The sequence below is a fragment of the Micromonospora sp. NPDC005172 genome (assembly GCF_040608555.1).
GTDB lineage: Bacteria > Actinomycetota > Actinomycetes > Mycobacteriales > Micromonosporaceae > Micromonospora.
Genome location: NZ_JBEXIL010000046.1, coordinates 20,994 through 34,735, shown reverse-complemented (window position 1 = coordinate 34,735; position 13,742 = coordinate 20,994). Strand labels below are relative to the sequence as shown.

Genomic DNA, 13,742 nt, shown 5'->3' with positions numbered 1-13,742 from the left:
ACCTCAGCCGGACAGCCGCCGGTAGCGGGCCACCGAGAGCGGCAGGAACACGGCCACCAGCGCGATCGGCCAGGCCACGGCCAACCAGAGGTAGTGCTGCGCGGCCCACGAGTCGCCACCCCAGCCCGGGTTGCCGAACAGCTCCCGGGCGGCGCCGACGGTCGCCGACAACGGATTCCACGCGGCCACCGCGCCGAGCCACGCCGGCATGGTCGTCGGCGCGACGAACGCGTTGGAGAGGAAGCCGAGCGGGAACTCCAGGGTCTGTACGGCCACGACGGCTGTTTGTCCCCGAGTGACCAGGCCGAGGAAGATGCCGACCCAGACCAGGGCGAACCGCAACAGCAGGATCAGTCCCACCGCCGCCAGCGCGGCCCCGACGCCGCCGTGGGCCCGCCAACCCACCGCGAGGCCCGTGACCAGCAGCACCACGAGGGTGACGAGGGCGAACAGCAGGTCGGTCACCGCGCGGGCGACGAGCGGGGCGAGTGGTGCGACAGGCATCGCGCGAAGACGGTCGGTCACGCCGCGCTCCAGATCCTCGGCGACGGCGATCGTGGTGAGGCTGATGCCGAACACCATGGTCATCACGAACATGCCGGGCATCAGGAACTCCCGGTAGCTGCCTTCGCCGGGAATCTCCATCGCCCCACCGAACAGGTAGGCGAAGATCAGCACGATCAGGATGTTGAAGCCGAGCGAGGCGACCAGGGGTCCGGGGTCGCGTCGCCATCGGGCCAGGCCGCGCCAGACGAGGGTGCCGCTGTCTGTCAAGGCGGCGGGTTGCCCCGGAGTCAGGTCCACGGTCACGGCTGGGTAGGTGGTACTCATGCGGCCACCTCCGCGGTGACCCGGTGGCCGGTGACGTGCAGAAACACGTCGTCGAGGGTGGGTCGCCGCAGGGCGATGTCGACCACCGCGACCTGCGCGGCGTCGAGCGCCCGCAGCACCTCGACGACCGCACCTGCGCGGTGCCCGACGCCGGCGCTGATCGCGCGCCGGTCCACGTCGACGGTCGGTTCGTCGGCGACCACCCGACGCACCTGCTCGACGGCGAGCGCGAGGTCGGTGGGCTTCCCCACGATCACCTCGATCCGGTCGCCGCCGAGCCGTGTCTTCAGCTCGTCCGGGGTGCCGTCGGCGATCACGCGCCCGGCCTCGACCACCGAGATCCGATCGGCGAGCTGGTCCGCCTCGTCCAGGTGTTGGGTGGTGAGCAGGACCGTGGTGCCCGCACGGACCAACACGCGGATCGACTCCCACACCTCGTTGCGGCCACGCGGGTCCAGGCCGGTCGTGGGTTCGTCGAGGAACAGCACGGCGGGTGCCAGCACCATGCCTGCCGCCAGGTCGAGCCGCCGACGCATGCCCCCGGAGTACGTACTGACCGGCTGCTCGCCGACGTCGGCCAGACCGAACCGCTCCAGCAACTCGACCGCCCGCTGCCGGGCCCGGCGACGGCCCAGGTGGAACAGCAGGCCGAAGAGCACGAGGTTCTGCCGGCCGCTGAGCGCCTCGTCCAGCGCGGGATGCTGCCCCACCAGGCCGATCCGGTAGCGCACCTGATCCGGCTGGCGGGTCACGTCGAACCCGGCGACCTCGGCGTGGCCCCCGTCCGGCCGCAGCAGGGTGGACAGGATCCGAACCGACGTGGTCTTGCCGGCCCCGTTGGGGCCGAGCAGGCCACACACCGTCCCGCTGGCCACCTCCAGGTCGAACCCATCCAGGGCCAACCCGTCTCGATACCGCTTCCGCAGCCCCTCCGCGACTATCGCCGCACTGCTCGTCGTCACACCCGTCCCCTTCCGACAGCCCGACACCGGAGCCTTATCGTACACGGTACGGTAGGCGGTACGGCAACGATTCATCGACTAGCGTCGTCGGCATGACGATCTCGTTGGACGGTCAGCGATTCGCCGCCGTGGCGGATGTGGTGGCCGGCGAGGTCGGCACCGAGACGGTCTTCGCGTACCGGGAGCGGGCCGGTGAGATCTGGGCCGAGTACGCCGGCGGGTCGATCCGGCGCGGCTACCTCGTCGGCACCCGTGCGGGCGACCGGTTGGACTTCCGCTACGTCCAGCTCAACGCCGAGGGGCAGACGTCCACCGGCCGTTGCGCGACCGAGGTGCGGGTACTGACGGACGGTCGCCTGGAGCTGCACGAGTCCTGGGTGTGGGAGTCCCGGACGGGCAACGGCACCAGCGTGGTGCGGGAGATTCCCTAGACCGACTCGGCGGGATTCGACGGACCGGCGACGCCCACGTTGAGCGGGTCGGCCAGCAGCTTGTCGAAGGCCAACTCGGCCGCCCCGATCAGGACGGCGTCACGGCCGAGCGCCGCCGCGCGCAGCCGCAGGTGTTCACGGGAGGCCGGCAGCGGCATGGCGTCCAGCCTCCGCCGCACGGTGTCCGCGCCGGCGATGTAGATGTCGCGCAGCGAGCCACCGAACACCACGGCGTCGGGATTGACCACGTTGACCAGGTTGGCGACGCCGAAGCCGAGCCAGTCGGCGACCTGCTCGACGGCAGCGAGGGCGGTCGGGTCGCCGTCCGCCGCCGCGCGCAGCACGTCGGCCACCGCGGCGCGGTCGTCGGGGTCGCGGCCGGCGTGCCGCAGCAGCGCGGCCTCGGAGATCTCGGTCTCCCAGCAACCACGGGAGCCGCAGCCGCACGGCAGGCCGTTCGGGTTGACCACCATGTGGCCGACCTTGCCGCTGTGGCCCCGGTGGCCGATCACCAGGCGGCCGCCGACCACGATGCCGGCGCTGATGCCGAGGTCGCCGTGCAGGTAGATGAGGTCGTCGATGCCGGGGGCCACGCCCCGGATGTGCTCGGCCAGGCCCGCGATGTCGGCCAGATCCCCGGCCACGAATCCTGGGCAGTCGGTCAGCTCGGCCTCGAGGGCGGCGCTCAGGCCCTCCTCGACGCCGACGATGCGCAGGCCGCCGTCCGCGTCGCGGGTGGTGTCGGTGACGGCGACCGCTCCCCCGACCAGCAGCGCGCCGGCGGCCGTGGTGCGCTCCATCCGGCGGACGAGGTCGGCCAGCGGGCGGACGGCGTCGACGGCTGACATGCCGCCGGGACGGGGAACTTCCCGCAGGTCGAGGATGCGACCGCCGAGGCCGATGCGCGCCGCCCGCAGCCGGTCCGCGTCGATGCTGAGCGCGTGCGCGTAGACCCGGTCGGAACGGGGGCTGACCACGAGGGAGGGACGGCCCGCGCGGCGACTCGTGGTCGGTGCCTCTTCGGTGACGAGACCGCTGGCGGTCAGGTCGGCGGCGAGGGCGCCGATGGTGCTGCGGTTGAGGCCGAGGCGGCTGGTCAGCTCGGCCCGCGACGTCGGCCCGTGCAGGTGCACGTACCGCAGCACGGCGCCGAGGTTCTGCCGCCGGATCTCCTCCTGGCTCGCGCCGGGGACCGGAGGCAGTGGGGTGTCGAGGTTACGGCCGGCGCCGACTGGCCTGGACCGCACCGGTGTTGCCACGGTCAGACCTCCTTCTTCGAGCGGTGCCGGGTGAACGATGAGGCACGGACGACGATGGGTCCCGGAAGAGGAGACCCGGGACCCATCGGCGGTGCTGCCTACCGTGCGGTGATTACTTGGTGAGCGGCGCGAGCTTCGGGTCGTTCGCGTACGCCTCGGCCGCGTTCGCCTTGGTGACGGCGACCGGCGGGAGCAGGAACGTGTCCACGACCTTGCTGCCGTTGTTGTAGGACTTGGTGTCGTTCACCTGCGGGGCGTTGCCGGCCTGGAGAGCCTTGACCATGTTGATGGTCTCCTTCACCAGGTTGCGGGTGTCCTTGTTGATCGTCATGTACTGCTCGCCCTTGACGATCGACTTGACCGACTCGACCTCGGAGTCCTGGCCGGTGACGATCGGGGTCGGCTTGCCAGCACCCTTGACCGAGGTCAGGATGGCGCGGGCCAGGGTGTCGTTCGGGGAGAGGACGCCGTCCAGCTCCTTGCTGCCGTAGGTCGAGGTCAGCAGCTGGTCCATGCGGGCCTGCGCACCCTCGGCCTTCCAGCCCTGGATGGCGGTCTGCTTGACGTCCTTCTGACCCGAGGCCACGACGACGTTGCCCTTGTCGATCTCCGGCTTGAGCACGCTCATCGCGCCGTCGAAGAAGACACCGGCGTTGTTGTCGTCCGGCGAGCCGGAGAACAGCTCGATGTTGTACGGGCCGTTCGGCTTCTTGGCCTTCATGCCGTCCAGCAGGGCCTGGCCCTGGAGCTGGCCGACCTTGAAGTTGTCGAACGCGACGTAGTAGTCGAGGTCAGCCGTGTTCTTGATCAGGCGGTCGTACGCGATGACCTTGGCACCGGCGGCGTGAGCGGCCGCGACCTGGGTCGCCAGCTGCGCGGCGTCGGTCGCGCCGATGACGATGACCTTGGCGCCCTTGGTGGTCATGGCGGTGATCTGGGCCTGCTGGTCGGCAACCGTGGTCGACGCGCCGGCGTACTGCACGTCAGCCTGGAAACCGGCCTCCTTGAGACCGTTGCTGAACAGGTCACCGGCGAGGACCCAGTTCTCCGAGGTCTTGGCCGGCAGGGCCACGCCGATCAGCGAGTTCGCCGCGAAGCCCTTGGCGTCGCCGCCCTTGGAGCCCGAGTCGTCGCCGTCACGGCCGGAGCCGCAGCCGGCCAGGGCCAACATGGCGGCGGCGCTGATGGCCACCACCGACGTGCCGAAGAATTTACGCATGGTGAGGACTTGCCTTTCTGGATGTGAGACGGGTGGAGAGGTTGGTGGCCGTCAGCCGGACACCGCTGCCTTGGCGGGCTCGCGCTCCGCGTCCGGCGGTGAGGCGGGTGGGGTGGAGTCCTCGCGGCGGAACGGCCGCATCAGGCTTCCGATGATGGAGAAGCGCCCCTGGCTCTTGTTGTAGACGTCGATCGCGACGGCCAGCAGCAGGACCAGGCCCTTGATGATCTGGACCTTGTCGGTGCCCACGCCCTCGAGCTGGAGGCCGTTGTTGAGCACGGCCATGACCAGACCACCGACGATCGAGCCGCTGATGGTGCCGATGCCGCCGGCGACGGCCGCGCCACCGATGAAGACCGCGGCGATGGCGTCCAGCTCCCAGCCGTTGCCGTCCTGCGGGCCGGAGGCCTGCGAACGGGCCACGAAGATCATGCCGGCCAGCGCGGCCAGGACGGACATGTTCATCATGACGAGGAAGTTGACCCGCTTGAGCTTCACGCCGGACAGCTCGGCCGCCCGGGAGTTGCCGCCCACCGCGTAGATGTGCCGGCCACCGGCCGTGTTGCGGGTGTAGAAGGAGTACGCGATGACCAGCGCCACCAGGATGATGCCCGAGATCGGGAAGCTGGTGCCGACGCGACCGCTGGCGAAGCGCAGCGCCGCGAAGGCGATCACGCCGACCATGACGGCCATCCGCAGGATCGAGATCCACAGGGGCGCCGGGTCGGCGTCCATCGCCCGCCGGGTGTTGCGGGCCCGGATCTCGCGCCACACCACCGCCAGCGCGGCGGCCAGACCGAGCAGCAGCGTCGCGTTGTTGTAGCCGGTGTCCGGACCGAACTCGGGCAGGAAGCCGGAGCCGATCTCCCGGAAGCCCTCCGGCACCGGGATGCTCTGCGCGTTGCCGATGAACTGGTTGCCGCCGCGGAAGAGCAGCATGCCGGCCAGGGTGACGATGAACGCCGGCACCCCGATGTAGGCGACCCAGAAGCCCTGCCAGGCGCCGATCACCGCGCCGATGGCGAGGCCGAACGCGATGGCAGCGGGCCAGGGCAGATTCCACTCGGTCATCGACTTGGCGACCAGGATGCCGGTGAACGCCGCTACCGAGCCGACCGAGAGGTCGATGTGCCCGGCGACGATCACCATGAGCATGCCGATGGCCAGGATCAGGATGTACGAGTTCTGCTGGAACAGCGCGATCAGGTTGTCCGACCGCAGCGTCAGCCCATCAGTCCAGATCTGGAAGATCAGGACGATCGCCACCAGGGTGAAGATCATCCCAAACTGGCGGGCGTTGGAGGTCGTGCCTCCAAACAGGTTCTTCTGAAGGTCCTTGATACGGCTCATCGGGTGGCCAACTTCTTCGTCGAGGTCATCTGCTTCATGAGGGTCTCCGGGTCCGCGTCCGCCCGAGCGATCTCGCCCGTGATGGCGCCTTCGAACACGGTGTAGATGCGGTCGCAGAGCCCGATCAGCTCAGGCAGCTCCGAGGAGATGACGACAACGCCCTTCCCCTGGTCGGCGAGCCGCTGGATGATGCCGTAGATCTCGTACTTGGCGCCCACGTCGATGCCACGGGTCGGCTCGTCGAGGATCAGCAGGTCCGGGTCGCTGAACATCCACTTGGCCAGGACGACCTTCTGCTGGTTGCCGCCGGAGAGCTTGGAGACGCCCTCGTCGACCGTCGGGGCCTTGGTCCGCAACTCCTTGCGGTAGGCCTCGGCCGCCTGGTACTCCTCGACCTCGTCCAGCACGCCGTGGTGCGAGATCTTGGACAGCTTGGCGGCCACCGTCGACGTCTTGATGTCGTCGAGCAGGTTGAGGCCGAGCGCCTTGCGGTCCTCGCTGACGTATGCAAGCCCGTGGTCGATGGCGTCGGCCACCGACTTCAGGACGATCTCCTTGCCGTCCTTGATGATCGTTCCCGACTCGTACACCCCGTAGGAGCGGCCGAAGACGCTCATCGCGAGTTCGGTGCGGCCCGCGCCCATGAGGCCGGCGAAGCCGACGATCTCGCCGCGGCGCACCACGAAGCTCTCGTTCTTGCAGACCTGCCGGTCGGCGGAGATCGGGTGCCGGACGTTCCAGTTGCGGACCTCGAAGAAGACCTCACCGATCTTCGGGGTGTGGTCCGGGAAACGGCTGCTCAGCTCGCGACCGACCATGCCCCGCACGATCCGGTCCTCGTCGACCCCGTCGGCCTTGACGTCGAGGGTCTCCACGGTCCGGCCGTCCCGCAGGATCGTGATCTGGTCGGCGATCGCCTCGATCTCGTTCAGCTTGTGCGAGATCATGATCGAGGTGATGCCGCGGGAGCGGAAGCCGCGCAGCAGGTCCAGCAGGTGCCGGGAGTCCGCCTCGTTCAGCGCGGCCGTCGGCTCGTCCAGGATGAGCAGCTTCACGTCCTTGGCGAACGCCTTCGCGATCTCCACGAGCTGCTGCTTGCCGACGCCGATGTCCTTGACCAGGGTGTCCGGGTCTTCCTCCAGACCGACCCGGGCCATCAGGTCCAGCGCCATCCGGTTCGCGGCCTTCCAGTCGATCGCGCCCCGCCTGCGAGGTTCGTTGCCGAGGAAGATGTTCTCGGCGATCGACATCCCGGGGATGAGCGCGAGCTCCTGGTGGATGATCACAATTCCGGCGCTCTCGCTCGCCCGGATGTCGGAGAACTTGCTCTCCGAACCCTGGTAGACGATCTGGCCGTCGTAGCTGCCGTACGGGTAGACCCCGCTGAGCACCTTCATCAGCGTGGACTTGCCCGCACCGTTCTCGCCGCAGATGGCATGGATCTCGCCGGCGCGAACCACCAGGTTGACGTCGGAGAGGGCCTTGACTCCGGGGAACTCCTTGGTGATGGAGCGCATCTCAAGGAGGATCGGCACGTTGCTCATCGCTCGTACCACCTCGCCAACGTCATCGGTTGCCTCCGGAAGGTTGAACCTTCACTTGGTTTTGTTGTTGACGGCAACGTATTGCGGCGAGCAGGCCATCCGCAAGGCGAGGACGTGTTGAAAATGTAACAATCCGGCAATATAGACGAAGCACAGTATTCGCCTGTCACAACCGCCTCATGAGTCGCCGATGGCACCATGGCCTGCTCCTGGCAACGTTGTCAAATGCTGAGCCGCGGACCGATCAGCTCCGATCATCATCACCAGGCCCGCCACCAGCCACGATCCACACAGGCCGGCGAAATATCGGCGCACCCTCGGCTGCGCCGCCATCGAACGATCATGATCTGGCCGCGACGCCCGGTGCCGCGTCAATGATGCCTCGACCATCCTCGACCGGCATGTGACCCACGCCTCTGCCGGATGACGGCGTCGACGGCTGCCGTCGCGCCACTTCCACCGGTCGGCACCTGGATGTCCGTCGAGTCCGGATCGGGGAGAGCCGCCCGATCAGCTCGGGCGCAGCACCGCCTTGATCACCCCGTCCTCCCGACGGTGGCGTACGGTCTGCACCGCCGAGCCGACCTCCTGCACCACACCCAGCGGTTCGTGACCGAACACCAGCCCGGGTTCGGCGCCGGTGCGCCCGTCGTACATGTGCAGGTCGGTGCCGCACAGCGCGGTGGACGTGATCCGTACGAGCGCGTCGGTCGTCGCCTCCAACCCCGCGTCGGGCACCTCCCGCACCGCGACGTCCCGAACGTCCACGTAGACGACGGCTCTCATGCCCGACTCCCCTCCGGTGGTGCAGCGTCGGTCTTCCCCCGGTCGACCGGTTCATGCCACCGTGATCGCAAGACGGGGCAGCGCGCCGGGCGACGTAGCATCGGCGAGGCACGATGTCAGGCGCACCACGTCACCGACCGGATCGGGCACCTTCGTCATGACGACCGAGCAGACCACCGCACCGCGCACCGGCCTGGGCATCATGGCCAGCGGCCTCGGCCAGACCGTCCGAGGTGGACGGTGGGTCCTCGACGACATCTCGCTGACCGTCACGCCGGGCGAGCTGGTGGCGATCATCGGCGTCAGCGGCGCCGGCAAGACCACCCTGCTGGAGACGCTGGCCGGGGTCCGCCGACCGGCGTCCGGCACCGTGTCGTACGACGACGGCGTCCCTGCCGGCATGGTCGGCTTCGTCCCGCAGGACGACATCATCCACCGCGAGCTGCCGCTGGCCCGCACCCTGTGGTACGCCGCCCGGCTGCGCCTGCCGTCCGGGACCAGCCCCGCCGATGTGTCGCGTCGAGTGGCCGAGGTGCTCGCCGAGCTGCGGCTGACCGAACGGGCCGACGTGCCGGTGGGCCGCCTCAGCGGCGGTGAACGCAAACGCGCCAGCATCGCCGTCGAGCTGTTGACCCGACCCGGCGTCTTCTTCCTCGACGAGCCCACCTCCGGGTTGGATCCCACGACCGCCGTGGACCTCCTACGCGCGCTGCGCACGCTCGCCGACGCCGGTGCCACGGTCGTGCTCACCACCCACCAGGTCACCGACGTGGACCACTGCGACCGGGTGGTCGTGCTGACCCGCGACGGCCGGTTGGCGTACGCCGGCACACCCGCCGCCGCCCGGGAGTTCTTCGGACTGCGATCCCTCGCGGAGGTGCACCTCCTGCTCGACGAGGAGTCCGACCAGACCGTGTGGCCCGAACGGTTCGCCGCGTACCGCGTCGGGGCACCGACCGCCGCCACGACCGCCCCGGACACCGGCCCGGCACCCGGGCGGCGACCGGTCGGCCGACTGCGCCAGTGGTGGGTGCTCGCCGCCCGCAACACGGAGATCGTCGCCCGGAACCGGTTGACGCTGGCGATCCTGCTCGGCTCGCCCCTGATGGTGCTGGGAATGTTCGCGCTGCTGTTCCGCCCCGGCGCGTTCGACCCGGCGAGTCCCAGCCCGACCGTCACCGTGATGATCCTGTTCTGGATCGCGTTCGGTGGCTTCTTCTTCGGGCTGACCTACGGACTCCTCCAGATCTGCACCGAGCTACCGATCCTGCGTCGGGAACGGTTGGCGGGTGTCCGGCTGCTGCCGTACCTGATGGCGAAGGTCGCGGTGCTCCTGCCGCTGCTCGCCCTGGTGGACCTGGCCCTGCTCGGGGTGCTGCGCGGCATGGACCGGCTGCCGCCGGTCGGCGGCGGTGATTTCGCGGCCCTGTACGCGACCCTGCTGCTCTCCTCGGCCGCCGCGCTCGCGCTCGGCCTGCTCTGCTCCGCGGCCGTGTCGGACGCGGCCCAGGCCACCCTCATGCTGCCGATGCTGTGCTTCCCGCAGGTGCTGTTCGTCGGGGCGATCCTGCCGGTGCCGGCCATGGCGGACGGCGGACGATGGCTCAGCTATGCGATGTCGAACCGCTGGGCGTTCGAGGGGTTGGGGCACACCGCCGGGGTGGAGCGGCTGTGGCGCGACGGAGGCTCACCGCTCGGACCGCCGCTGTTGCAGACGTACGGCGACAGCTTCTCCCGGCCGGTCTGGATCGACTGGCTGGTGCTCGGCGGCTTCGTCCTGCTCTCGCTCGTGGCGACCTGGGCGGTGCTGGTACGGCGGGAGGCCCGCCGTGCGTCCTGAGCACGCTCCCGGCCCAACCCCGACCGCGATGCCGGGGTACGCCGAGACCGCGCGCATCGACGAGCTACGCGCCACGGAGTACCAGCACCTGGACCGGCACGGCCAGGTCTACCTCGACTACGCCGGGGCGGGGGTGGCCGCACGTGCCCAGGTGCGGGCGCACCACGACCGACTACTGGCGGACCTGTACGGGAACCCCCACTCGGAGAGCCCCAGCAGCGTGGCGGCCGGCTCGCTGGTGGAGTCGGCTCGGCAGGCGGTGCTCGACTTCTTCCACGCCGACCCGGCCGAGTATGCGGTGGTCTTCACTCCGAACGCCAGCGGCGCGTGCCGCTTGGTCGGCGAGGCGTACGCCTTCGGCCGGGCCGCGCCCTTCGCGCTGACCTGGGACAACCACAACTCGGTCAACGGCATCCGTGAGTACGCCCGAGCGGCTGGCGCACCGGTCCGGTACGTGCCGCTGAGCGGGCCGGAGTTGCGGGTCGCCGAGTCCGATGTAGTCGCGGTGCTCGACGCCGGCAGGTGGGGTCGATCCGGTCGCCGGGGCCTGTTCGCCTACCCGGCGCAGAGCAACTTCTCCGGCGTGCAGCATCCCCTCGCGTGGGTCGAGCTGGCCCATCGGCACGGTTACGACGTGCTGCTGGACGCCGCCGCGTTCGCCGCGACGAACCGGTTGGACCTGCGCGCGGTCCGTCCCGACTTCGTCTGTCTGAGCTGGTACAAGCTCTTCGGCTATCCGACCGGTGTCGGCGCCCTGCTGGCGCGCCGGGAAGCGCTGGCCCGGCTACGCCGTCCGTGGTTCTCCGGTGGCACGATTCGGGCGGTCAGTGTGCAGGGCGACTGGCACCGCTCGATGGACGACGAGTCGGCGTTCGAGGACGGCACGCTCAACTTCCTGAGCATCCCGGACGTGGAGTTCGGCCTGCGGTGGCTCGACTCGATCGGCGTGGACCTCGTGCACACCCGGGTCGGCCTGCTCACCGCATGGTTGCTGGGCCGCCTGACAGCGGCGCGACATCGCACCGGCCAACCGCTGGCGCGGGTGTACGGGCCCGCCACCGGTGCGGGCCGGGGCGCGACGGTGACGTTCAACGTCCTGCGCCCGGACGGCACCCCTGTCGACGAGCGGCTCGTCGCCCGTGAGGCCGCCGCGGCCGGTTTCTCCCTGCGTACCGGCTGCTTCTGCAATCCGGGCGCCGGCGAGGGGGCGTTCGGCATCACCCGGCAGACGCTGCGGCGGCGTCTGCTGGCTCGGGTCGACACGATCGACGAGTACCTCGACGCGCTGGCACTGCCGACCGGCGGCGCGGTCCGCGTCTCGTTCGGTCTGGCGTCCACGGCGGCCGACGCCGAACGTTTCGTCGCCTTCGTGGAGTCGTCCTACCTGGACCGGGACGACGTTCCCGGCCCCCCGCTGCCGCCCCGGCTACGGTGCTGACACGCCCACCGGTCAGCCGACCTGGACCACCGGCGCCGGGCGGTGCTTGATCTCCTCCATGAACGCGAACCGGGCGGTCAGCTCGGCGAGCGTCGCGCCCTCCCGCCAGGCCGAGGCCACCTGGGCGACCTGGACGAGGTCCATGCAGTCGCCGCGCGCCAGCACCTCGTCGGCGGACCGGAGATCGATCATGAAGTATCGCGCCTGCGAGCCCAGCCCGACGCACACCACACCCTGATCGGAGTGCAGCTCGGCGCAGGTGAACCGGCCGCGCCCCTGCTCGGGAGCGGTCACCCGGCCGATGTCGAGCAGGTGGCGGGCAGCGGTCTCGACGAGCGCGGGGGCCAGACCACCCCGCTCGACCAGGTCCGGGTAGAGGCGCACACCCAGCGCCGTCGACGCGTCGCTCATGACTGACTCCCACTTCCTTGTGACAGAGACCAGCAGCACGCAGGTTACGGGGAGGTTTCCTGCGGACCTCGTCATCCTGTCCCCCGTGGACGCTCCACGGCAATAGGAAGGGTCGATTCGACCGCTATCGAGGGATGTGATCAGGCGGTAACGGACCGTTGCGGCATTGGAAACACTCTTGACAGAAAGCCGCTATATCGACATGCTTCGCTTTGGAGAGCGCTCTCTGCGCCCCCTGCGCCGCCCCCGTCGCGCCACCTCCACCATCCACCTCGCTGAGGAGCCTCCCGTGTTCACAGCCCATCCCACACGCCGCCTCCGTCCTCTCGTCCTCGCGGCGGTCGCCCTCGTCACCACCCTCGCCTCCCTCACCCTCCCGGGACAGTCCGACCGGGCCGAGGCCGCCATCGGCCCGCTCACCTGGCAGGACGAGTTCAACGCCCCGGCCGGCACGCCCGTCGATGCGAACAAGTGGCGCTTCGACATCGGCGGCGGCGGCTGGGGCAACAACGAGCGGCAGTACTACACCAACAGCACCAGCAACGCCGTACACGACGGCCAGGGCAACCTCGTCATCACGGCCCGCCGGGAAAACCCCGCCAACTACCAGTGCCACTACGGCCGCTGCGAGTACACCTCCGCCCGACTGCTGACCGCCGCGACCTTCACCCAGACGTACGGTCGCTTCGAGGCCCGTATCAAGATCCCGCGCGGCCAGGGCATCTGGCCGGCGTTCTGGATGCTCGGCACCGGCGGCGGGTGGCCCGACTCCGGCGAGATCGACGTCATGGAGAACATCGGCCGGGAGCCCAACACCGTCTACGGCACCGTCCACGGCCCCGGCTACTCCGGCAGCGGCGGCATCACCGGCAGCCGCAGCATCGGCGGTCCGCTCGCCGACGGGTTCCACGACTACCGGGTGGACTGGGAGCCGGGCGCGATCACCTGGTACCTCGACGGGGTGCAGTACCACCGCGTCGACCCGGCCCGCCTCGGCGGCAACCGGTGGGTGTTCGACCACCCGTTCTTCATGATCCTCAACGTGGCGGTCGGCGGGAACTGGCCCGGCTACCCGGACGGCTCCACGCAGTTCCCCCAGCAGATGCTCGTCGACTACGTCCGGGTGTCGAGCTACACCTCCGACGGCGGCAACCCGACGCCTGGCACCACGCGCATCCGGGGCGCGCAGAGCGGGCGCTGCATCGACATCCCGAGCGCCAACCCGGTAGAGGGCGCCAAGCTCCAGATCTGGGACTGCAACACGACCGCAGCGCAGTCATGGACCTTCGCCTCCGACGGAACCGTCCGGGCGATGGGCAAGTGCATGGACCCGGCCTGGGCCGGCACGGCCAACGGCACCGAGGTCAACCTGGTCAGCTGCAACGGCAACCCGGCCCAGCGCTTCACGCTCAACAGCGCGGGCGACCTGGTCAACCTCAGTGCCAACAAGTGCGTGGACGTGCGGGAGGCCAACCCCAACAACGGTGGCAAGCTGCACCTGTGGGACTGCCTCGGCGCGTCCAACCAGAAGTGGTCCCGCTTCTGACGAGACCGGCGTGATCGGGTGGGCCGTCCGTCGGACGGCCCACCCGCTCGTGCGGCATCCTGCCCGCGGGGGTGGACCTCGATTCGGTCGGGCAACCACACCGTGACCGCTATGTTCGGACTTGG

Annotated in this window: 12 protein-coding genes; 4 read left to right on the top strand and 8 right to left on the bottom strand. The window is 69.8% G+C overall.

The genetic code is table 11. From position 1 onward, the window contains the following. Positions 1-3: 3 nt before the first annotated feature. Positions 4-831, bottom strand: a complete 828-nt coding sequence (locus ABZV06_RS25525; RefSeq protein WP_355624669.1) for an ABC transporter permease — start codon at positions 829-831, stop codon at positions 4-6. Beyond that, complete coding sequence (locus ABZV06_RS25520) at positions 828-1,793, bottom strand: ATP-binding cassette domain-containing protein (protein WP_355624667.1); 966 nt, start codon at positions 1,791-1,793, stop codon at positions 828-830. The genes ABZV06_RS25525 and ABZV06_RS25520 overlap by 4 nt, the downstream gene beginning before the upstream one ends. Positions 1,794-1,885: 92 nt before the next feature. Between ABZV06_RS25520 and ABZV06_RS25515 the strand changes: the two genes are divergently transcribed. Beyond that, the gene (locus ABZV06_RS25515; protein ID WP_355624665.1) at positions 1,886-2,224 is read left to right on the top strand and encodes a hypothetical protein; all 339 of its coding nucleotides are present in this window, start codon (positions 1,886-1,888) and stop codon (positions 2,222-2,224) included. On the opposite strand, the gene ABZV06_RS25510 is transcribed toward ABZV06_RS25515, so the two are convergent. From ABZV06_RS25510 to ABZV06_RS25490, 5 genes are all read right to left on the bottom strand, one after another. Then, entirely contained in the window at positions 2,221-3,426 is a 1,206-nt protein-coding gene (locus tag ABZV06_RS25510) for an ROK family transcriptional regulator (protein ID WP_355624684.1), read from the bottom strand. The two genes, ABZV06_RS25515 and ABZV06_RS25510, sit on opposite strands and share 4 nt — an antisense overlap. A gap of 169 nt (positions 3,427-3,595) precedes the next feature. After that, positions 3,596-4,702 (bottom strand): sugar-binding protein, encoded by a 1,107-nt coding sequence (locus tag ABZV06_RS25505; RefSeq protein ID WP_355624663.1) that lies wholly within the window; start codon positions 4,700-4,702, stop codon positions 3,596-3,598. Between the two features lie 51 nt (positions 4,703-4,753). After that, positions 4,754-6,052, bottom strand: a complete 1,299-nt coding sequence (gene mmsB, locus ABZV06_RS25500) for a multiple monosaccharide ABC transporter permease (protein WP_355247677.1) — start codon at positions 6,050-6,052, stop codon at positions 4,754-4,756. Next, a complete protein-coding gene (gene mmsA, locus ABZV06_RS25495) occupies positions 6,049-7,596 on the bottom strand; it encodes a multiple monosaccharide ABC transporter ATP-binding protein (RefSeq protein ID WP_355247675.1) in 1,548 nt (515 codons plus the stop codon). The genes mmsB and mmsA overlap by 4 nt, the downstream gene beginning before the upstream one ends. 510 nt (positions 7,597-8,106) lie before the next feature. Beyond that, positions 8,107-8,382 (bottom strand): alcohol dehydrogenase catalytic domain-containing protein, encoded by a 276-nt coding sequence (locus tag ABZV06_RS25490; RefSeq protein ID WP_355624661.1) that lies wholly within the window; start codon positions 8,380-8,382, stop codon positions 8,107-8,109. A gap of 157 nt (positions 8,383-8,539) precedes the next feature. Here ABZV06_RS25490 and ABZV06_RS25485 point away from each other — a divergent pair, with 157 nt between their 5' ends. Beyond that, a complete protein-coding gene (locus ABZV06_RS25485) occupies positions 8,540-10,222 on the top strand; it encodes an ATP-binding cassette domain-containing protein (RefSeq protein ID WP_355624659.1) in 1,683 nt (560 codons plus the stop codon). Then, positions 10,212-11,660, top strand: a complete 1,449-nt coding sequence (locus tag ABZV06_RS25480; protein ID WP_355624657.1) for an aminotransferase class V-fold PLP-dependent enzyme — start codon at positions 10,212-10,214, stop codon at positions 11,658-11,660. The genes ABZV06_RS25485 and ABZV06_RS25480 overlap by 11 nt, the downstream gene beginning before the upstream one ends. Before the next feature lie 12 nt (positions 11,661-11,672). Here the strand turns inward: ABZV06_RS25480 and ABZV06_RS25475 are convergent, their stop codons facing one another. Beyond that, positions 11,673-12,071 carry a hypothetical protein gene (locus ABZV06_RS25475; RefSeq protein ID WP_355247664.1) on the bottom strand — a complete coding sequence of 133 codons (399 nt, stop codon included), beginning with the start codon at positions 12,069-12,071 and terminating at the stop codon, positions 11,673-11,675. Positions 12,072-12,360: 289 nt separating this feature from the next. Between ABZV06_RS25475 and ABZV06_RS25470 the strand changes: the two genes are divergently transcribed. Continuing rightward, positions 12,361-13,617 (top strand): family 16 glycosylhydrolase, encoded by a 1,257-nt coding sequence (locus ABZV06_RS25470; protein ID WP_355624655.1) that lies wholly within the window; start codon positions 12,361-12,363, stop codon positions 13,615-13,617. Positions 13,618-13,742: the final 125 nt, after the last annotated feature.